This is a genomic window from Sphingopyxis sp. GW247-27LB (assembly GCF_002277025.1).
GTDB lineage: Bacteria > Pseudomonadota > Alphaproteobacteria > Sphingomonadales > Sphingomonadaceae > Sphingopyxis.
The window spans coordinates 230,580-249,657 of sequence record NZ_NIWD01000008.1 but is presented as its reverse complement, the minus strand read 5'-3'; the positions used below and the strand labels follow the sequence as shown (position 1 = coordinate 249,657).

At 69.9% G+C, this 19,078-nt stretch carries 23 protein-coding genes; 13 read left to right on the top strand and 10 right to left on the bottom strand.

Annotation, left to right across the window (positions count from 1 at the left end; translation table 11 throughout):
* Nucleotides 1–37 precede the first annotated feature (37 nt).
* The 5 genes from CD928_RS08805 to CD928_RS08785 all read left to right on the top strand — a co-directional run bounded on the left by CD928_RS08805 (nt 38) and on the right by CD928_RS08785 (nt 3,316).
* Nucleotides 38–550, top strand: a complete 513-nt coding sequence (locus CD928_RS08805) for a 2'-5' RNA ligase family protein (RefSeq protein WP_095386727.1) — start codon at nt 38–40, stop codon at nt 548–550.
* Nucleotides 551–736: 186 nt separating this feature from the next.
* Nucleotides 737–1,045, top strand: a complete 309-nt coding sequence (locus CD928_RS08800) for a hypothetical protein (RefSeq protein WP_095386726.1) — start codon at nt 737–739, stop codon at nt 1,043–1,045.
* Between the two features lie 85 nt (nt 1,046–1,130).
* The gene (locus tag CD928_RS08795; protein WP_095386725.1) at nt 1,131–1,973 is read left to right on the top strand and encodes a hypothetical protein; all 843 of its coding nucleotides are present in this window, start codon (nt 1,131–1,133) and stop codon (nt 1,971–1,973) included.
* Nucleotides 1,974–2,019: 46 nt separating this feature from the next.
* Nucleotides 2,020–2,448, top strand: a complete 429-nt coding sequence (gene arr / locus CD928_RS08790) for an NAD(+)--rifampin ADP-ribosyltransferase (RefSeq protein ID WP_095386724.1) — start codon at nt 2,020–2,022, stop codon at nt 2,446–2,448.
* Between the two features lie 52 nt (nt 2,449–2,500).
* A complete protein-coding gene (locus CD928_RS08785; protein WP_095386723.1) occupies nt 2,501–3,316 on the top strand; it encodes a ThuA domain-containing protein in 816 nt (271 codons plus the stop codon).
* A gap of 10 nt (nt 3,317–3,326) precedes the next feature.
* Here the strand turns inward: CD928_RS08785 and CD928_RS08780 are convergent, their stop codons facing one another.
* The 3 genes from CD928_RS08780 to CD928_RS08770 are packed head-to-tail and all read right to left on the bottom strand — an operon-like array spanning nt 3,327 to nt 5,462.
* Complete coding sequence (locus CD928_RS08780; RefSeq protein WP_095386722.1) at nt 3,327–4,187, bottom strand: TauD/TfdA family dioxygenase; 861 nt, start codon at nt 4,185–4,187, stop codon at nt 3,327–3,329.
* A 60-nt stretch (nt 4,188–4,247) separates the two neighbouring features.
* Nucleotides 4,248–4,538 (bottom strand): hypothetical protein, encoded by a 291-nt coding sequence (locus tag CD928_RS08775; protein WP_095386721.1) that lies wholly within the window; start codon nt 4,536–4,538, stop codon nt 4,248–4,250.
* Between the two features lie 54 nt (nt 4,539–4,592).
* Nucleotides 4,593–5,462, bottom strand: coding sequence for an arylamine N-acetyltransferase (locus tag CD928_RS08770; protein WP_095386720.1), 870 nt, complete (start codon nt 5,460–5,462; stop codon nt 4,593–4,595).
* 151 nt (nt 5,463–5,613) lie between these two features.
* On the opposite strand from CD928_RS08770, the gene CD928_RS08765 reads away from it, so the two are divergent.
* The 4 genes from CD928_RS08765 (at nt 5,614) to CD928_RS08750 (ending at nt 7,578) form a co-directional block, all read left to right on the top strand.
* Nucleotides 5,614–6,108 carry a nuclear transport factor 2 family protein gene (locus CD928_RS08765; RefSeq protein ID WP_176473523.1) on the top strand — a complete coding sequence of 165 codons (495 nt, stop codon included), beginning with the start codon at nt 5,614–5,616 and terminating at the stop codon, nt 6,106–6,108.
* A 107-nt stretch (nt 6,109–6,215) separates the two neighbouring features.
* Nucleotides 6,216–6,665, top strand: coding sequence for a glycine zipper 2TM domain-containing protein (locus CD928_RS08760; RefSeq protein WP_095386718.1), 450 nt, complete (start codon nt 6,216–6,218; stop codon nt 6,663–6,665).
* Between the two features lie 54 nt (nt 6,666–6,719).
* Nucleotides 6,720–7,229 (top strand): hypothetical protein, encoded by a 510-nt coding sequence (locus CD928_RS08755; RefSeq protein WP_095386717.1) that lies wholly within the window; start codon nt 6,720–6,722, stop codon nt 7,227–7,229.
* Between the two features lie 10 nt (nt 7,230–7,239).
* Complete coding sequence (locus CD928_RS08750; RefSeq protein ID WP_095386716.1) at nt 7,240–7,578, top strand: antibiotic biosynthesis monooxygenase; 339 nt, start codon at nt 7,240–7,242, stop codon at nt 7,576–7,578.
* On the opposite strand, the gene CD928_RS08745 is transcribed toward CD928_RS08750, so the two are convergent.
* Complete coding sequence (locus CD928_RS08745) at nt 7,572–8,120, bottom strand: PepSY domain-containing protein (protein ID WP_217983744.1); 549 nt, start codon at nt 8,118–8,120, stop codon at nt 7,572–7,574. The genes CD928_RS08750 and CD928_RS08745 overlap by 7 nt on opposite strands.
* 132 nt (nt 8,121–8,252) lie before the next feature.
* Here CD928_RS08745 and CD928_RS08740 point away from each other — a divergent pair, with 132 nt between their 5' ends.
* Nucleotides 8,253–8,855, top strand: coding sequence for a 2'-5' RNA ligase family protein (locus CD928_RS08740; RefSeq protein WP_141237127.1), 603 nt, complete (start codon nt 8,253–8,255; stop codon nt 8,853–8,855).
* Here CD928_RS08740 and CD928_RS08735 read toward each other — a convergent pair.
* The 6 genes from CD928_RS08735 to ung form a co-directional block, all read right to left on the bottom strand.
* Nucleotides 8,852–9,280 (bottom strand): OsmC family protein, encoded by a 429-nt coding sequence (locus CD928_RS08735; RefSeq protein WP_095387341.1) that lies wholly within the window; start codon nt 9,278–9,280, stop codon nt 8,852–8,854. The two genes, CD928_RS08740 and CD928_RS08735, sit on opposite strands and share 4 nt — an antisense overlap.
* 26 nt (nt 9,281–9,306) lie before the next feature.
* Complete coding sequence (locus tag CD928_RS08730) at nt 9,307–9,648, bottom strand: DUF962 domain-containing protein (RefSeq protein WP_095386714.1); 342 nt, start codon at nt 9,646–9,648, stop codon at nt 9,307–9,309.
* A gap of 200 nt (nt 9,649–9,848) precedes the next feature.
* Complete coding sequence (locus CD928_RS08725; protein WP_141237126.1) at nt 9,849–10,031, bottom strand: hypothetical protein; 183 nt, start codon at nt 10,029–10,031, stop codon at nt 9,849–9,851.
* A gap of 155 nt (nt 10,032–10,186) precedes the next feature.
* Nucleotides 10,187–10,648: a YaiI/YqxD family protein gene (locus CD928_RS08720; RefSeq protein ID WP_095387340.1), complete on the bottom strand. Its 462-nt coding sequence runs from the start codon at nt 10,646–10,648 to the stop codon at nt 10,187–10,189.
* Between the two features lie 11 nt (nt 10,649–10,659).
* Nucleotides 10,660–11,418 carry a sulfite exporter TauE/SafE family protein gene (locus tag CD928_RS08715; RefSeq protein WP_095386712.1) on the bottom strand — a complete coding sequence of 253 codons (759 nt, stop codon included), beginning with the start codon at nt 11,416–11,418 and terminating at the stop codon, nt 10,660–10,662.
* A complete protein-coding gene (gene ung, locus CD928_RS08710) occupies nt 11,415–12,128 on the bottom strand; it encodes a uracil-DNA glycosylase (protein WP_095386711.1) in 714 nt (237 codons plus the stop codon). The genes CD928_RS08715 and ung overlap by 4 nt, the downstream gene beginning before the upstream one ends.
* Nucleotides 12,129–12,325: 197 nt before the next feature.
* Between ung and CD928_RS08705 the strand changes: the two genes are divergently transcribed.
* From CD928_RS08705 to CD928_RS08695, 3 genes are all read left to right on the top strand, one after another.
* The gene (locus CD928_RS08705) at nt 12,326–12,646 is read left to right on the top strand and encodes a phosphoribosyl-ATP diphosphatase (RefSeq protein ID WP_176473561.1); all 321 of its coding nucleotides are present in this window, start codon (nt 12,326–12,328) and stop codon (nt 12,644–12,646) included.
* A 22-nt stretch (nt 12,647–12,668) separates the two neighbouring features.
* Nucleotides 12,669–13,046 carry a histidine triad nucleotide-binding protein gene (locus CD928_RS08700; RefSeq protein ID WP_095386709.1) on the top strand — a complete coding sequence of 126 codons (378 nt, stop codon included), beginning with the start codon at nt 12,669–12,671 and terminating at the stop codon, nt 13,044–13,046.
* A gap of 185 nt (nt 13,047–13,231) precedes the next feature.
* On the top strand, nt 13,232–19,024 hold the full coding sequence (locus CD928_RS08695) for an alpha-2-macroglobulin (RefSeq protein WP_255247087.1): 5,793 nt from the start codon (nt 13,232–13,234) through the stop codon (nt 19,022–19,024).
* The last annotated feature ends 54 nt before the right edge of the window (nt 19,025–19,078 follow it).

Sequence of the window (19,078 nt, the reverse complement as noted above, 5' to 3'; positions counted from 1 at the left end):
CATTCGGCACCCCCCACACCATGCTACACTCCCACCCATGCGCGCCCGGAACCCCCTCTACGTCATGGCCAAGCCGCCGCCGGAGGTGCAGGCGCAAATCGCCGCGCTGCCGCGCAACGACCCCGGGCGCGGCCCCGACCTCCTCCATGTCACGCTCATCTCGCTCTACGACCTGCACCATGTGCCGCCCGAGTGGCTGCCCGCGACCATCGCCGCGCTCGACAGCTTCGCCGCGGCGCCCTTTCCGCTCCGTTTCGACCGGATCGAGAACCGCAAGGCGGTGACTTTGCGCACGCGCGAGCCGCTGGCCGAGGCGCGGGCGTTCCAGAAGGCGCTGGTGAACCATCTGCTCGCGGCGAAGGCGCCGATCATGGACGGCACCACCCCCGAACCGCACATCACGATCAACTATCGCGGCGACCGGCTGAACGCCCAGAAGATGCCCCCGATCGGCTGGACGGTCGACGAGATCATCCTGACCGAAAGCATCGTCGGCAAGACCACCCATGTCGAGCACGGCCGCTGGCGGCTCCGCGGCAGCGTCGCCTGACCGATCGCGTCATCCCGGGCTCGACCCGGGACCCGCCTTCCTTGCCACGCCCGAAGACAGGCAGGCCCCGGATCAAGCCTGTCCTGGGCTTGTCGAAGGGTCCGGGGTGACGGAAAGGCACAACAGCGCGCCGCGCCTTCCGCCCCGCATTGCCAACCCCCACCCCCGCCGCCTATCCTCCCCCGCATGTCGCACGCCTCGAACATCGTCCATTGTTCCGGCCCGCACGATCCGCACGCGCTCGACGGCATTTCGCCGCGCCCGCGCACCGGCGACCTCGACGTCATCTGTCCGGTCTGCGCGGGGTACGGCCAGTGGAACAGCCAGATCGACTTCGTCAGCCAGCGCTCGATCCGCGTGCCCTGCCCCAAATGCGACGGGCGCGGCTGGATCGAGACCGGGGCCGATCCGGTCCCCTCGCCCGACATCGCGCTGTCGCCCGAGGGCCGGCCGATGTGGGTGGTGCGGCTCGATCCCTCCGACGATGCGGAATGACCGCCGCGACGGCCCGGCCACGATAAACTAACCAGATAGGCAAAACCCCTTTCCTACATTCGTCATTTGTGGTTCATCCTGTCCGATGAAGCACAGCAACATCCCTCCTCGCCCTGCCGCCCCCCGTGCCGCCCCGCGTGCCGATGCGCGTGCCGCGGCTTCCGATTTTATCCCGGTAGCCCTCCACGCCCGCCACAATGGCTGGACGCCCGAGCGGCAGGTCGCCTTCATCGAGGCGCTGGCGGAGAGTGCCTGCGTCACCCGAGCCGCCGAGGCGGCCGGGCTCTCGGCGACCGCCGCCTATAATCTCCGCCGCCGGCCCGAGGCGCAGGCGTTCCGGCTCGCGTGGGACGCGGCGCTCGACTTCGGGGTGCGGCGGCTCGCCGACGCGGCGCTGTCGCGCGCAGTGCACGGCGTCGCGCGGCCGGTCTTCTATCAGGGCCAGCAGATCGGCGAGCGGCGCTATTATGACGAGCGGCTGACCCAGTTCATCCTGCGCCTGCGCGACCCGGTGCGCTTCGGCAAATGGCGCGACGCGCGCGAGCCCGACCAGCATGTCGATGGCCCGGCGCTGCTCCTGTCGGAGCTGATCGACCTGGCCGAGGAGGCGGCGTTCGAGGGCGAGGAGGCGGGCGCCGTCGCCGCGCTGCCCGACCCGCGCCGCTTCGTCGCCGCGCTGGGGCTCGACCCGGAGCGTTACGGCATCGGTCCGCGCGATGATGATGATGATGAGGAGGAGGAGGAGGGCGAGACCGACGACAGCTTCGACCCGGACGGGCCCGTCGTCTCGGCCGAAGCCGAAGCCGGCATCGCGACCACGCCGCTTCGCCACCTGGCACGCGCGGGTATCATTATACCGGAGGGGAGTGACAAGTTTGACAACTTGGGGCTTGAAATGCCCGGAACCGAAACCGGGGACGACAGTTGATGCAGCTTCCGCCAGAGGGCCCCCGCCCAGTGAAAGCGAACCCCGCATGATCGACTCTGCCGCCCCCACCGGCCCCGATGCCGGCGCGACCTTCTATCACGGCACCCGCGCCGACCTTGCCGTCGGCGACCTGCTCACCGCGGGACGGACGAGCAATTTCGCCGACGGCACGCCGCTGTCGTGGATCTATTTTTCCGCCGCGCTCGAATCGGCGGTGTGGGGCTGCGAACTCGCCGCCGGAGACCGCCGCGAGCGCATCTATATCGTCGAGCCCACCGGCGACTGGTTCGACGACCCGAACCTGACCGACAAGAAACTCCCCGGCAACCCGACCCGCAGCTACCGCAGCCGGTCGCCCCTGCGCATCGTCGGCGAGGTCGAACGCTGGACCCCGCACGCACCCGAGGTGCTCGCGGCGATGAAGGCGAACCTCACCCGGTTGCGGGCCGAGGGGAAGGCGGACATCATCGACTGACCGCTTCCATCCTCCCGGCGCGCCGGGGTAAGGAGCAACCGAGGAGGATGCCATGATCGCCGCCAAACTCGCCGCCGCCCTGCTGCTCGCGCTGCAGGCCGCGCCCGCCGCCCCCGACCCGCGCCGCCCGGCGCCGACGCTCGACACGGTGCCGCCCGCGCTGCCCGCGCTCGCGCATCCCGCGGTGCTGATCGTCAGCAAGACCAATGGGTATCGCCACGACAGCATCGCCGAGGCGGTGCCCGCGATCGAGCGCCTCGTGGCGGAGCGCGGCTGGAGCAGCTTCGCGACCGAGAATGCCGCGGTGTTCAACCCCGAACAACTCGCGAAGTTCGACGTCATCGTCTTCGCCAATGCGAGCGGCGACATCTACACCCCCGATCAGCGCGCCGCCTTTCGGGCGTGGATCGCGAAGGGCGGCGGCTTCGTCGGGCTGCACAGCGCGGGCGACGGCAGCCATCCCGGCTGGTTCGTGACGCTGCGCGGAAACGGCAACTTCGTCGGCCATCCGGGCGGCGCCGACCAGTTCCAGAGCGCCGACATCCTCGTCGCCGACCGCGACCATCCCGCGACGCGCGGCCTTCCCGCGCGCTGGCGCTGGACCGACGAATATTACAGCTGGGACGCCCCGCCCGCCGCCGACGCGCATATCCTCGCCCGGCTCGACGAGAGCGGCATGCGCCTCGAGCCCAGGCTGCGGATGGGCGCGGATCACGCGCTGATCTGGTGGCGCTGCGAAGGCCGCGCGCGCATCTTCTTCTCGGCGCTCGGCCACCAGGCGGCGGCGTGGAGCGACCCCGCGCATCTGAAGCTGGTCGACGGCGCGATCGGCTGGGCGGCGCGGCGGGAGGGGAGCGGCTGCGACTAGGATTCTGACCCTAGCCGCGCTCGTCCTTGTAGAAGGGCCGGTCGCCCGCGATCGTCACGCGCTCCATCCGGCGCACCGCGGGGAAATAGTCCGATGCCGCATAATGCTGCGCGGCGCGATTGTCCCAGAAGGCGATCGAGCCCGCCGCCCAGCGGAAGCGGCACTGGATTTCGGGCACCGCGGCCTGGGCGTAGAGATGCGCGAGCAGCGCGGCGCTCTCCTTCTCGGACAGCCCCTCGACATGGCTGGTGAAGGCGGTGTTGACATAGAGCGCCTGCTCGCCGGTTTCGGGGTGGGTGCGCACCACCGGGTGGGTCTGCGGCGGATAGCGCTCGTGGAGCTCCTTCGCATCCTTGCCGAGCCGCCGGGCGAAGACGCGCGCGATGTCGTGCACCGCGGTCAGGCCGCGGCACCATTGCTGCATCGCCGGCGACAGGCCGCGGAACGCCGCGCCCATGTCGGCGAACAGCGTGTCGCCGCCGACCGGCGGCACCTCGACCGCGCGCAGGATCGACCCCAGCGAGGGCTCGGGCCGCCAGGTCACGTCCGAATGCCAGGCATTCTCCTGCCCCCTGGAATCGGGACCGTGCGCGATGTGGAGCACCTCGGGATCGGGCTGGCCCTTCGGCGTCGCCGGGTGGATCTCCAGTTCGCCGAAGCGGCGCGCGAACGCGATGTGCTGCGCGGGGGTGAGGAACTGGTCGCGAAAGAAGATCACCTTGTGCGCCAGCAGGGCGGCGCGGATCTCGGCGATCACCGCGTCATCCTGCTCCTCGCGCAGGTCGACCCCCGCGATCTCGGCACCGATCGCCGGGGTCAGCGGCGCGACCTGCAGCCGGGTGAAAGCCTCCTGCGAAGGGGCAATCGTCATGGCGTCCCTCTCCTTCTCGTATCGAAGGCATTAGGGGCGCCGCCGCGCGCCGAGTCAAGTTCAGCGCGGTTTCGCCTTCGGCTTCGGCTTTGCCGCGCGGGCGCGCTCGGCGACCTCGGCGCGATAGCTGTCGCACGCGCCGCCCTTCGGCCATTTGCCGCAATAGTCGCGCCAGAAGGCGAGCTGCTCGTCGGTCATGCGGGTCGATTTGGCGGGCTTTTCGCCGATCTTGCGCGTCTCGCCCAGCACCGAATCCGACAGCGCGGTGTCGACCGTATATTGCGCTGCGGCGGGCACCGCGACGCCGGCCGCGACCACCGCCGCGATGCCGAGCCAAAGCCTGTTCGTCATCCTCTCGTCTCCCGCTGGATATCCCGAACAACCCCGGCGCGGCCGCGAAGGTTCCTACCCCTCGACCTCCGCCGTCGCCGCGCGCTCGATCGCGGCGCGCCAGTGCGGGCGCACCGGCAGGCCGAACAGTTCGGCGAGCGCCGCCTCGATCGCTGCGGCGGTCAGATAGCGGCGCTCGGTGGAGCCGTCCGCATGGCGGATCGTCAGCCGGTTGTCGCGCAGCGCATAGCGCGCCGCAGGGGTCGTCCGCGCCGCGATCAGCTGATGGCGGAAATGCGAATCGGGATGGGTCGACGTGTACCAGTTGGCGACGGTGTAATCGATCGCGGGGGGCACCGCGTCGTCGATCGTGTAGACGGGCAGCCACTCGCCCTCGATCGCGATCCGCACGCTCCACCGGTCGCCGCGCCGCACGACGCGATAGGTCTCGTGCGCGGTCGGCTGGGGCGCTTCGCTGTCCATCGCGAGCGGCGCGGGCGGCACCGCCGACCCGAAACCGACGTCGGCGAGCCACGGCCGCCCGTCGATCCGCACCCGCAGCACCATATGACTGCGCGGCGTCGGCGGCGCGCCGGGCGGCCGCATCCAGCGCACCCGGCCGAGCAGCCCCTCGGCGTCGAAGCCGACCGCGCGCAGCGCGCGCAGGAACAGGCCGTTCTGTTCGAAGCAATATCCGCCGCGCCCGGCATCGACCAGCTTCGCCTCGATCGCCGCGGGATCGATGTCGACCCCGCCCTCGACGAGCGCGTCGAACGCCTCGAACGGGATCGCCGCGATATGCGCCGCCTGCAGCGCGCGCAGCACCTCGAGCGTCGGCTCCACGGGGCCCGCATAGCCGATCCGCGCCAGATAGCGCCGCAGGAAGGGATCGGGATCGGGCGTCGGAATGGCGTCGCACTCGGTCGGCAGGGGGCGGTACAGCATGGGCGAAGCTCCGTCTCGCGAATCACTGCCCGCGCTTATGAAAGCTCAACGGGGGTTGAGGTCAAGCGCCGGACCGCGAGGGCCGATTGCGGGGCGCCGCGGTCCTGCTATGACCCGGGGGCGGCGGGGGCCACAGCGGGAGGATACGCATATGGTCAGGCTCTGGACACGCGGGTCCGCGGCGGGAACGCTGGGCGCGATGGCGCTGGCGCTTTCGGCGTGCGGCGCCGCGCCGCGCGATCTGGCGGGGGCGGCGAGCGTCGCCGATCTTACCGCCTTCGCCGATGCCTTCGACGCGGCGCAGATCGCCAAGGACGGCGCGAAGCTCGACACGATGGTCGCCGACGATCTCGTCTATATCGACGGCAGCGGCAAGCGGCAGGGCAAGCGGGACTTCATCGCCGGCTGGACCGGCGCGGACGACAGCTACGACCCCGTCCGGCTCTCCGATCGCGTGATCACCCCGCTCGGGAGCGACGCCGGACTCGCCAGCGCGGAGGCGATATTGTCGGGCCGCTCGGCCGGTCAGCCCTTCCGCGTCCGCCTGCGCTACACCGATGTCTTCCACCGCCGTGCCGGCGGCTGGCAGGCCGTGCATATCCAGGTCACCCGCATCCCGATCCCGCAAGGCGCCGCGACCGACTGAGTCCGCGGCGCGGAACTCCCGGCCGCCTGAGGGGTCTATTCATCGGGTCCATTGCCGGCTTGCCCCGCCCGAGCGTCGCCTACGCCGGCCAAGTCAGGAGACCTTCGATGAAAATCCTCCCCCTCCTCCCGCTCGCGGCCGCGACCGCGCTCGCCGGCGGCTGCGCCTCGACCGGCGGCTACGGCTATGACGACGGCGGCTACGGCTATTACGACAGCGCCTACCACGACCGTTATGGCCGCTACGACTACAACAATCCCGACCCGCGCTACGGCGGCTATTATGCCGACAATTACTACCGGGGCGACCGACGCTACCGCGAGCGCCGGCTGAACCGCGACGACCGCGTCTATCGCGGGCGCAACGGCAAATATTACTGCCGCCGCTCCGACGGCACGACCGGGCTCATCGTCGGCGGCATCGCCGGCGGAGCCCTCGGCAACGTCATCGCCCCGGGCGATTCGAAGACGCTGGGCACCGTGCTCGGCGCGATCGGCGGCGCGGTCGCGGGACGCGCGATCGACCGGGGCGGCGACGACGACGTCCGCTGCCGCTGAGGCTTCCGGCGGCCGGCCGGCCATGGCATAAGCCTTTTCCGAAGGGAGACCGCCATGACCGACCGCCGCCTGTCCACCCTCGCCGCGCTTGCCGCGCTGACGCTCGCCGGCTGCGGCCCGAGCGCGAAGACCGCCGATGCGTCCGAAACGCCCGGCGCCCAGCCCGCGACCGCCGCCGCGCCCGCGCCGAAGGCCGATACCGGCCTCGCCGCCTATGTCGGCCACTATCCGTTCGACACGGTAAACGGGGTTGCGTGGAACGATCATCCCGCGGTGAAGGTGGGCATCGCCCGGACCGTCAAGGACGCCGACGTGCGCCGGACGATCGAAACGCTCGCCGGTCCCGCGGCGCCGATCGAGACCTATGAGGGCAAGGTCGCGGCCTGGGCGTGCGAGGCGCATAATTGCGGCCCGCACCAATGGTCGGTCCTCGTCGACCCCGCGACGGGCGCGACCGACGTCTGCTATTATGACGAAGCGGTCGACCGCGACCGCTCGCACTGGTTCCTTGCCGCGGGGACCGAGGAATGGCGCGACGGCAATTGCCAGCTCGGGCAGGATTGAAGGCCGGACGATGTTCGTCGCCGCCTATTGGTGGAAGGTGCACCCGGGCAAGGAAGAGCAGTTCCGCGCCGCCTGGCGCCGCGGGACCGAGTTGATCCGCGCGAAATACGGCTCGCTCGGCTCGCGCCTCCACCGCGAGGACGGCCCCGCCGGCGCGGCGCGCTTCATCGGCATCGCCGAATGGCCCGACCGCGCGACCTGGCAGGCGGCGTTCGACGCGAAGATGGTCTATGACGAGCCCGCAACGCGCGCCGCCTTCGTCGATGCGATCGCCGATGCGGGCGACGCGCCGCTGCTGCTGCTCGAGGTCACCGACGATCTGACCGACCCCGCGGCCGGCGATCAATAGATCGCGCGCTCGCGCCGCAGCGCCGCCTTGCCGTCCTTCCAGTCGATCTCGGCGGCGGGCTCGCCGGGCTTGCCCGCCGCGAACAGTTCATAGATCACCGTGCCGTCCTCCTGCGTGCTTTCGATCACGCGCGCCGGCTCGAACGCATCGGGCGCGGCCTTGGCAGCGGCGATTACCGCCGGCGGCGCATCGGCCCAGGCGATGTCGCGCTGCACCTCGACGACGGTGAAGCGTCCCTTATCTTCGAGCATGTCGAGCTCGACCTCGCTGCCATCGGGGCGCGTGCCCTCGACATCGTAGAAGGTCATTCCGTCGCGCTGCTTGCGCTCGGCGCCGGCGATCGTCAGGCCGGGTACGCGCGCCAGCGCCGCCTCGCGCACCCCCGCGGGCAGATCCACCGCCGCGACCGTGTCGACTTTCGCCGCAGGCCCCGCGGGCAACACCGCCTTCGCCGCCCCATCGTCCGCCTTGGGCTGGTCGGACGGCGCGCCGCACGCCGCCGTCAGTAGGATCACCAGCATCGCTGCCATTCGCCTGCGCATCGTCGATCTCCCGTGTCAGCGGTAACCGATGTCACTTTATGCCAGACCTGATCGGGAGTCCAACTTCCGCCCGATTCGACTCTTGTTCCCGATGAGAACATAATGGGAACATTCCCGAGTCGGAGAAATGCCGTGTCCAGTCCGATCATTCGCACCTTTCTCGGTTTCCAATTGCCCTTGGTTCTGCGTTCATCGTTCGCCGAGTGGCAGCGACGGGCCGGTCAAGCCGGCCGAGCCGTCGAGCCTGACATGCTTCATCTCACGCTATGCGTCGTCGGCGAAACCCTGCAGCGCGACTTGTTCCTGAAAAGCCGCGTCGTTGCCGCCTTGGGAACCAGTCTGCCGCCCGCGGCGCCGATCCGCTTTGGCCGCGTTCATGGCCGGGCGATGGGCGCCGAACTCGTCACGCGCGGCAGATCGACGGAGATCAGGGGTTTCTTCGATGCCATCGCGAAAATGCTCGCGGGCTACGGCATCGCACCGCTGCATCGTCGCTCGGGACTGCGTCCGCATATCACGCTGGGCTACGATCGTTCGACCTTCGATGCGTTCGATGTCATCCATCACTGGACACCCGATGCGTTGCTGTTGATCGAAAGCCGCCCGAGGGTCGACGCCCGGGGACGCGAACACATCGTGCTCCATCGCTGGCCGCTGCTCCCTCCGGCGCAGTCGGCTTTTGCTTTCATGACCGAAGACGGGTCACCCCCGCCGCCGACTCTTCGAGCCGCCTAATTTTCGAGATTGTGCGCGAGGGTGATCTCGCAATTGAGCAGCTTCGAGATCGGGCAGTTCGCTTCGGCGTCCGCGGCGAGCCGGGCGAAATCGTCGGCCGCGATTCCCGGGACTTTCGCGGTCAGCGTCAACGCCGATTTCGTCACCTTGAAACCCTCGCCGTCGCGGTCCAGCGTCACTTCGGCGCGCGTGTCGAGCTGCCCGTCCGAATGGCCCGCACGCGCCAGCCCGAAGGACAGCGCCATGGTGAAACAGGCCGCATGCGCGGCGGCGATCAGTTCCTCGGGGTTGGTGCCGGGCCCGTCCTCGAAGCGCGAGGCGAAGCCATAGGGCTCGCCGTCGAGCGCGCCGCGCTTCGTCCAGATATGCCCCTTGCCGTCCTTGCCGAAACCCTCGTAGCGGGCGGTTGCGCTGTTCACGGTCATCATCGTCTCCTTGGGTTCGGCGGCGGTCAGCGCGAAACCCGCGCCACCCCCGCCCGGTCGAGTTCAGGGCTCAGCCGCCCGGTCAGCCACAGCGCCCACATTCGGAAATCGGCGGCGAGGCTCCACAGCGGATAGGTAAAGGTCGCGGGCCGGTTCTTCTCGACCCCGAAATGCGCGACCCAGGCAAAGAAATAGCCCGCCACGGGCAGCGCCGCGAGCCACCACCAACGCGCCGCGACGATCGCGGCGACCGCGATCAGCACGACCAGGCTCGTCCCGACATAGTGCAGCGCCCGCGTCGAGGGCTTGCTGTGCTCGCGCAGGTAGAAGGGCCAGAAATCGGCGAAGCTCGTATAGGTCCGCGCCATGCTGCGAGGATGCGGCGGCGGGGGAGCCGGGTCAAGGGTGTTGGGAGGAAGCTGCGCCCGAGGACCGCCCCTTCCGCAGGCGGGAAGGGAGAATATGGCCGCAAACCCTCTTCCCAAGCAAAAGCCCTCCCGCCGGGTCACCGCGGCGGGAGGGCTCCGGAGGGCCGCCATCCCGGCCCCCGAACAGGGCGTGAAAGACGTCAGCGCGCGGCTTCGCGTATCTTCTGCACCGCGGGGAGCAGCAGGCCGATCAGAATCTGTACCGGATTGGAAGTAATCGTCATCCCGCTCTGCGCCGGCTGCGCCGACTGGGCCATCGCGGGGGTCGCGGTCAGCGCGATCGTCAGCGCCATCACGGGGGCAACAAGCATCTTCCTGGTCATCGTCATATCCTTTCAAACGGGGGGTCGTCGGTTTCGAAAACTGTCTCGGGAGCGTCCCGATGCCCCGCTTATGCCGCACCGCGACCCGCGCCGTGGTGATCGCGGTCACTGGCGTGAAAAATTCGCACAAACCTTTGAACGGGAAGGAAAGAAACTTACGCTTGGCGTTTCAGCCGCACCAGCACGGCATCGAGTTCCTGCAGGAATCGCGAGCGGTCGGCCTTGGAGAAGGGCGGCGGACCGCCGATGCCATTCCCCATGCCCGCACGCAGATCGGCCATGATCGCGCGCGTCGCGATCGCCGGGCCGATCGACGCGGCGGTGAAGGGCTTGCCCGTCGGCGCGAGCGCCACCGCCCCCGCCTTAAGCGCCCGGTCGGCGAGCAGGATATCAGCGGTGATCACGACGCTGCGCGGCGTCGCGGCGTCGGCGATCCAGTCGTCGGCGGCGTCGAAGCCGTCGGAGACCACCACCCGCTCGACCAGCGGATGCTCAGGAACGCGCAGCCGGCTGTTGCTGACGATCTTCACCGCGACGCCATGCCGCCACGCGACGCGGTAGACCTCGTCCTTCACCGGGCAGGCGTCGGCATCGACCAATATGAAGGGAGAGGCAATTTCGGACACGCTCACCCCGCGACCCCGTCCCAGAGCAGCTTGGCGCCGAGCAGCACCATCAGGACATAGATCAGGCCATAGAAGCGCGCGCCGTCGATCCGCTTCAACCAGCGCACGGTGAGCAGGGTCGAGATGATCGCGAGCGGCATCAGGAGCAGCGCCGCGACGATCACCTCGTGCGGAAAGGCGCCGAGCGCGAGATAGGCGGGGACCTTCATCCAGTTGACGATCGCGAACAGGATCGCGCTGGTCCCGATGAAGGTCAGGTGCGGCAGCTTGCGCGGCGTCACCCACATCTGGAACGGCGGACCGCCCGCGTGCGCGATCTGGCTCGTCAGCCCCATCAGGCCGCCGAACAGGGTGCCGACCCAGCCCGGCGATTGCGACGCCGCCACGATGCGCCCGCCGCGTTCGACCCACAGGCGATAGAGGCCGAAGGCGAGCGTGATCGCGCCGAGCGCCGCCATCAGCTGCGCTTCGTTCACCCGGTCGGCGTAGAACCAACCCGCCGCGATGCCGAGCGCGGCGCCGGGGAGCATCCAGCCGATGATCCAGCCGTCCCACGTCTTGCGGAATGCCCACACGCTGACGACGTCCTGCACGATCAGGATGGGGAGCAGCAGCGCCGCGGCGGTGGCCGGCGGCAGCACGAGCGCGACGAGCGGCGTCGCGAGCGCGCCCGCCCCGGCCAGCCCGCCCTTCGCCATGCCGAGCAGGATCACCGCGATAACCAGCATCGCGAGCGTCGCCGGATCGGCCAGCAGATTCATGCCGCGTCGATGTCCGCCGTTTCGGGCAGCCGCCAGTCGATCGCGCCGCGCCCATGCGCCTCGAGGAACGCATTGGCCTGGCTGAACGGCTTCGAGCCGAAGAAGCCGTTGTGCGCCGACAGCGGCGACGGGTGCGGCGCGCGCAGGATCAGGTGCGGGCTGCCCGGCCCAAGCCCCGGGACGTTCGCCGCCTTGCGCTGCGCGTGGCTGCCCCAGAGGATGAACACCTTGGGCGCCGGGTCGGCCGCGACCGCGGCGACCGCGGCATCGGTGAAGCGCTCCCATCCCTTGCCCTGGTGCGACGCCGCCATTCCGGCTTCCACCGTCAGGCAATTGTTGAGCAGCAGCACGCCCTGTTCGGCCCAATGCTTCAGATAGCCGTGGCGCGCCGGCGGGAGGCCGATGTCGGCCTGCATCTCCTTGTAGATGTTGACGAGGCTTGGCGGTACGCGCACACCCGGCTGCACCGAAAAGCAGAGCCCGTGCGCCTGTCCCGGCCCGTGATAGGGGTCCTGCCCCAGGATCACGACGCGGACGTCCTGCGGCGGCGTCGCATCGAGCGCCGCGAACCAGTCGCGCGGGCGCGGATAGATCGCCTTGCCCTTCGCGCGCTCGCCCGCGAGGAACTGCTTGAGCGCCGCCATATAGGGTTGTTCGAACTCGCCGCCGATCCGCGCGAGCCAGTCGGGATGAAGCTTGACCTCGGCCATGCGCGCCCTTCGACCAGAGCCGCGCGGCCTTGTCCAGTGGGTTATCCGCCGCTAGGCCATCGGGCAACCTTTCATCCGTTCGTGCTGAGCTTGTCGAAGCACCGTTCTTTCTTTCCAGCGCCCGAAAAGAAAGGACGGCCCTTCGACAAGCTCAGGGCGAACGGGATATTTAGCAGCCAAAGGATTTCGACATGGCGATCGGCGACGCATTGACGCAGCTCGAGGCGGTGGTGAAGGACCGGCTCGCCTCGGGCGATGCCGGCGCCTCCTATGTCGCGAGCCTCGCGGCGAAGGGCCGCGGCAAGATCGCGCAGAAGCTCGGCGAGGAGGCGACCGAAACGATCATCGCCGCGCTCACCGAGGACGACGCCGCCCTGACCGGCGAGGCCGCCGACCTGATCTTCCACCTGACCGTGCTGCTCGCCGAACGCGGTCTCGGCTGGGACGCCGTCGCGGCCGAGCTTGCGCGCCGTCACGGCACCTCGGGCCACGCCGAAAAAGCCGCCCGCCCGAAATAGACAAGACGCATAGGAGCCCTTCATGCCGATCGACGCCACCCTGCCCTATGACGAGACCAATATCTTCGCGCGCATCCTGCGCGGCGAACTGCCGTGCCGGAAGGTCTATGAGGACGAGCATGCCCTCGCCTTCCACGACATCAATCCGCAGGCGCCGCTGCACATCCTCGTCATCCCCAAGGGCGCCTATGTGAGCTGGGACGATTTTTCGGAGCGCGGCAGCGCCGAAGAGATCGCGGGCTTCGTCCGTGCCGTCGGCCAGATCGCGCGCGACCAGGGCCTCGTCGCGCCGGGCTATCGCCTGCTCGCCAACGTCGGCTTCGACAGCCACCAGGAAATCCCGCACCTCCACGTCCACATCTTCGCCGGCCAGCCGCTCGGACCGATGCTCGCGCGCTGAGGTCGCGCGCCTGCGTCTGTGACCGCGGTCACACCCTTTTCGCGCCGACCGGCTATCCCTCACGCGCGCGGTGACGGGTGGACTCTCGCCCCTGTTTCCAGCAGGATAGCGGCGCATGCCAGACAGGGAAGGGCGGCGGAATGATGCAGGGATGGCGCGGGTTCGCGAATCGGCTGGCCGGCAGGATGCGACTCGCGCTGATCCTCCCCCTCGCGGCGCTCGCCGCCGCCGCGGGCGGCGACACCGTGCCGCAGGTCACGCTCGCGACGCCGGGCAGTTCGGGCACCGGCGACGGCACCATCACCCGCTTCACGCTGCGCTTTTCGGAGGACATGGTCGCGCTCGGCGATCCGCGCGCGAAGGCGCCCGCGACCGATGATTGCAAGCTTCCCGCGACCGGCCGCTGGGTCGACACGCGCACCTGGGTGCTCGAATTCGACGCCCCGCTGCCCGGCGGCAAGCGCTGCTATGTCGAGCTCCGCCCCGACCTCGTCACCGCGCGCGGCGTGTCGGTCGTCGGCAACGACCGCTTCGCGCTCGACACCGGCGGTCCCTCGGCGCGCGCGGTGCTCGCCGGCGGCACCTATGACGGGATCGAGGAGGACCAGATCTTCCTCGTCGCGACCAACGTCGCCGCCGACCGCGCCTCGGTCGGCCGCTTCGCCTACTGCGCGGTCGACGGCATCGGCGAGAAGATCCCGGTCGATGTGCTGCCGCGCGAAACCGCGACCGAAATCCTCACTGGTCTCGGCACCAACGACTGGAAAGCCCGCTCCTTCGCTTATGACGCCGGACTGCCCGAGCGGCTTCCCGCCGCGGGCGCCGACCGCGACGCCGCGCTCGACCGCATCGTGCCGGTCAAGTGCCGCCGTCCGCTGCCGCCGGGGCGCGAGATGGCGCTCGTCTGGGACGCGCGCATCGGCCAGGCGGGCGTCCCCGCGCGCACCGCCGGTCGCGACCAGCGTTTCGACTATGACGTGCGCCCCGCCTTCACCGCGAAAATGGCGTGCAGCCGCGTCAATCCGCAGGCGGGCTGCAACCCGATCAAGGACATCACGCTCAAATTCGCCTCGCCCGTCGCGCGCGCCACCGCGCTCGCCGCGACGCTCGCGACCGCCGACGGCAAACGCCTCGCCGCCAAGGCTTCCGACGACGACAAGAACGACCCCTGGCTGACCGAGGTGCATTTCGCCGGTCCGCTGCCGCAAAATGTCGACGCGACGCTGACGCTGCCCGACGGCGTCACCGACCAGAGCGGCCGAAGCTTGCAGAACCAGTCGAACTTCCCGCTGAAATTCCACATCGACCGCGCCCCGCCACTGGTCAAGTTCGCCGCCCCCTTCGGCATATTGGAGGCGAGCGAGGGCGGCGTGCTGCCCGTCACCGTGCGCGGGGTCGAGGCGTCGCTGGTTCAGAAAAACCTCCAGATGCCCGCGACCGCGCTCAAGGTCGGCGACGACGATGCCGCGATCGCGCGCTGGCTGAAGCGCGTCGACGACGCCGACGACGTCGATTATCGCCAGGAGCGCGACGCGACCGGCAAGGAGGTCACCGTCAACTACACCGGCACCAAGTCGGTGTTCGATGACGCCCCCGACGACGGCACCCGCCGCGAGCTCACGCTGTCCCCGCCCGGCGGCGGCAAGGAATTCGAGGTCGTCGGCATTCCCCTGACCGAAAAGGGCTTCCACGTCGTCGAGATCGCGAGCCCCGAACTCGGCGCCGCGCTGCTCGGGCGCCGGGCGACGCGCTATGTCGCGACCGCCGCGCTGGTCACCAACATGGCGGTGCATTTCAAATGGGGCCGCGAAAGCTCGCTCGCCTGGGTGACCGCGCTCGACAGCGGCAAGCCCGTCGCAGGCGCCGAGATCCGCGTCACCGACAGCTGCACCGGCCGCCTGCTCGCGCGCGGCACCGCCGACAAGGCGGGCCGCCTCGCCTTCCCGACCGGGCTTCCCGAGCCGCAGACCTATTCGAGTTGCGAGGACACGCCCGATCCTGCGAACAGCGAAGGCCATGCGCTGATGGTCACCGCGCGCGCCGCGGGCGATTTCAGCTTCACCCTCACCGACTGGGGCAGCGGCATCCGCCCCTATGATTTCGACCTGCCCTATGGCTGGTCCGAACGCGGCGACATTCTCCACACCGTCTTCGACCGCGCGCTCGTCAAGGCGGGCGAGACGGTGAACATGAAGCACATCCTCCGCCATCCCGTCGGCACCGGCTTCCGGATTCCCGAGCCGATGGCGGGCAAGCTCCGCCTCGTCCACCGCGGCTCGGACACCGAGTTCGAGATGCCCTTCGCGATTCAAGCGAGCGGCAGCGGCGAGACGGTCTGGAACGTCCCCAAATCGGCGCCGATGGGCGATTACGACCTCGTCTTCGTCACCAAGGATGAAAAGGGCGAGGACAAGACGATCTGGACCGACCAGTCGATCCGCGTCGACGAATATCGCCTGCCGACGATGAAGGCCGAGGTGACGGGGCCGAAGACCCCGCCGGTGCGGCCGACCGCAGTGCCGCTGTCGCTGTTCGTCGGCTATCTTTCGGGCGGCCCCGCGCCGAACCTGTCGGTCGAGCTGCGCACCAACTTCCGCCCGAGCTGGTCGCCGCCGGAGGGTTATCGCGACTGGGATTTCGACGGCCAGCCGGTCAAGGAGGGCGTCGTCCAGCTCGACGACGATGGCGAGGAGCCGCAGGCCGACATGCCGCTCGCACGCTCGGTGCCGCTGACCCTCGACGCGAACGGCACCGCGGCGACCAGCGTCGCCGTCGACCAGCCGATCACCGAGCCGACGATGATGGCGGTCGAGATGGACTATGCCGACGCCAATGGCGAGACGCTGACCTCCAGCCGCCGCATCACCCTCTACCCTTCCGCCGTCCGGCTCGGGCTCAAGACCGACGGCTGGCTGATGCGCGACGAGGATCTGCGGCTGAAATTCATCGCGCTCGATCTGGACGGCAAGCCGATCCGCGGCCAGCGCATCGAGGTCGCGCTCTACAACCGCGAGATCATCACCGCGCGGCGCCGGCTGATCGGCGGCTTCTACGCCTATGACAACCAGATGCGCACGACGCGGCTCGACGCGCGTTGCAGCGCGACGACCGACAAGCTCGGCCGCGCGAGCTGCGCGATGGCGCCCGGCGTCTCGGGCGAGGTCACCGTGGTCGCGACGACGGCCGACGACGACGGCAACGAGGCGCGCGCGGTGCGCTCGGTCTGGCTCGCGGGCGACGACGACTGGTGGTTCGGCGGCGACAATGGCGACCGCATGGACGTGATCGCCGAACAGCCGCGCTACGACGCGGGCGACACCGCGACCTTCCAGGTCCGCATGCCCTTCCGCGAGGCGACCGCGCTCGTCACGGTCGAGCGCGAGGGCGTGCTGTCGAGCTTCGTCACCCCCCTGAAGGGCACCGACCCGGTGGTGAAGGTCAAGCTGCCCGCGACCTACGCCCCCGACGTCTATGTCTCGGTGATGGCGGTGCGCGGGCGCGTCACCGGCGGCGAAAGCTGGTTTCGCAAGATGAAGCGCGCGGTCGGCTTCGAGATCGAGAAGAGCGAGGGCGCTCCCCCCACGGCATTGGTCGATCTCGCCAAGCCGAGCTACCGCCTCGGCATCGCGAAGATCAAGGTCGGCTGGGAAGGCCACCAGCTCGGCGTCAAGGTCAAGGCCGACAAGGAAAGCTATGCGGTGCGCGACACCGCGAAGGCGAGCATCGAGGTCCGGACCCCGAACGGCAAGCCCGCCGCGGGCGCCGACGTCGCCTTCGTCGCGGTCGACGAGGCACTGCTCCAGCTCGCGCCCAACGAGAGCTGGAAACTGCTCGACGCGATGATGGGCGACCGCACCCTCGACGTGCTCACCTCGACCGCGCAGATGCAGGTGGTGGGGAAACGCCACTACGGCCGCAAGGCGCTCGAACCCGGCGGCGGGGGCGGCGGCGACCTGTCGGGGCTGACGCGCGAGGATTTCCGGCCGGTGCTGCTGTGGCAGGGCCATGTCGCGCTCGACGCGAAGGGACGCGCCACGGTCGACGTGCCGCTCTCCGACAACCTCTCGGCTTTCCGCCTCGTCGCGATCGCGACCGACGGATCGCAGAGCTTCGGCACCGGCGAGACGAGCGTGCGCACCGTGCAGGATCTCGGCGTCTTCGCCGGGCTCCCCGAGCTCGTCCGCACCGGCGACAGCTATGACGCGCGCTTCACGCTGCGGAACGGCACCGATCAGCCGATGACGGTCACCGCGACCCCGTCGCTGACCCCCGCGGTCGCGACCGGCAAGCCGCTCACCGTCACCATCCCCGGGGGCGGTGCGGTGCCGATCAGCTGGACGATGACCGCGCCCGAAACGGTCGGCAAGCTGCAATGGACGGTCGAGGCGGTGTCGAAGAACGGCAAGCAGCGCGACCGGCTGGTCTTCGACCAGATGGTCGAGCCCGCGGTACCGATCGAGACCTGGGCCGCCAGCCTGATGCGCGTCGGCCCCGACACCAGCCTGCCCGTCGCGGCGCCCGCGGGCGCGCTTCCCGGCGGCTATGTCGACGTCGCGCTGTCGGATACGCTCGCGCCGCCGCTCGCCGGGGTGCGCGACTATATGGCGCTCTATCCCTATGACTGCTTCGAACAGCAGACGTCGCGCGCGGTCGCGCTCGGCGATTTCGGCCGCTGGCAGGCGCTCGCCGGCGCGATGCCCGTCTATCTCGATGACGACGGCCTGCTGCGCTACTGGCCCAGCGAGCGGATGCAGGGTTCGCCCGAACTCACCGCCTATGTCCTCGCGGTGACCGCCGCCAACGGCTTCGCGATCCCCGAAGCCGCGAAGGCGAAGATGATCGCGGCGCTGCAGGCGGTGGTCGAGGGCCGCCTCGACCGCAAGGGCTACGGCCCCTACGATATCCGCCCGGTGCGGATCGCCGCGCTCGCGGCGCTCGCGCGCAACAAGGCGTCGAGCCCCGGCCTCGTCGCGGCGATCGACCTCGCGCCCGCCGACATGGCGACGGGGACGCTCGCCGACTGGCTCGTCGCGATCGAGCGGACGCCGGGGGTGCGGGGCGCCGCCGGGCTGCGCGCCGCCGCCGAGGCGGAGCTCAGAAAGCGGATCGTCTACGAAGGCACGCGCCTCGACCTTGTCGACGACGCGCGCGCGCCGTGGTGGATGATGACCAGCGGCGACGAAATGGCGATCAAGACACTCGACGCCGTGCTCGGCCGCAAGGGGTGGGAGGATGACGCCGGCAAGCTGATGGTCGGCATCGCCCAGCGCCAGCGCCGCGGCCATTGGGACACGACGCCCGCCAATGCGTGGGGCGCGACCGTCGTTCGCCGCTTCGCCGAGCTTTATCCGGCCAGCGCGATCACCGGCACCACGCACGTGGCGCTCGCGGGCGGCAGCGCGGCGGCGAGCTGGCCGCGTCCCGCCGACGCCCAGCCGCTCAGCGTCCCGCTCGCCGCGGGCACGATGAGCCTCCGCCACCAGGGCGGCGGCTCGCCCTGGGCGACGGTCAGCGTCAAGGCGGCGGTGCCGCTCACCGAACCGCTGAACGCCGGCTATCGGGTCAAGCGCCAGGTGAGCATCGTCAAGGCGGCGAACCCCAAGCGGCTGGCCCGCGGCGACGTGATCAAGGTGCGGATCGAGGTGATCGCCGCCGCTGGCCGCACCTGGGTGATCGTCAACGACCCGATCCCGCCCGGCGCGACGATCGTCGGCAATCTCGGCGGCCAGTCCGAGATGCTCGCCGATCAGGCCGACGGATCGGGCTGGCAGCCGAGCTATGTCGAGCGCCGCAAGGACAGCTGGCGCGGCTATTTCGGCTGGATGCCCGCGGGCACCCACGCGGTCGAATATGTCGTGCGCCTCAATGGCTCGGGCCGCTTCACCCTGCCCCCGACACGCGTCGAGGCGATGTACTCGCCCGCGATCCGCGGCCAATGGCCGAACGGCCCGATGACCGTGGCGGGATCGGCGGAGTGATGATCCCGGTGGTTTGGCAAAAAACCCAAGCCCCTCCCCTTCAGGGGAGGGCAG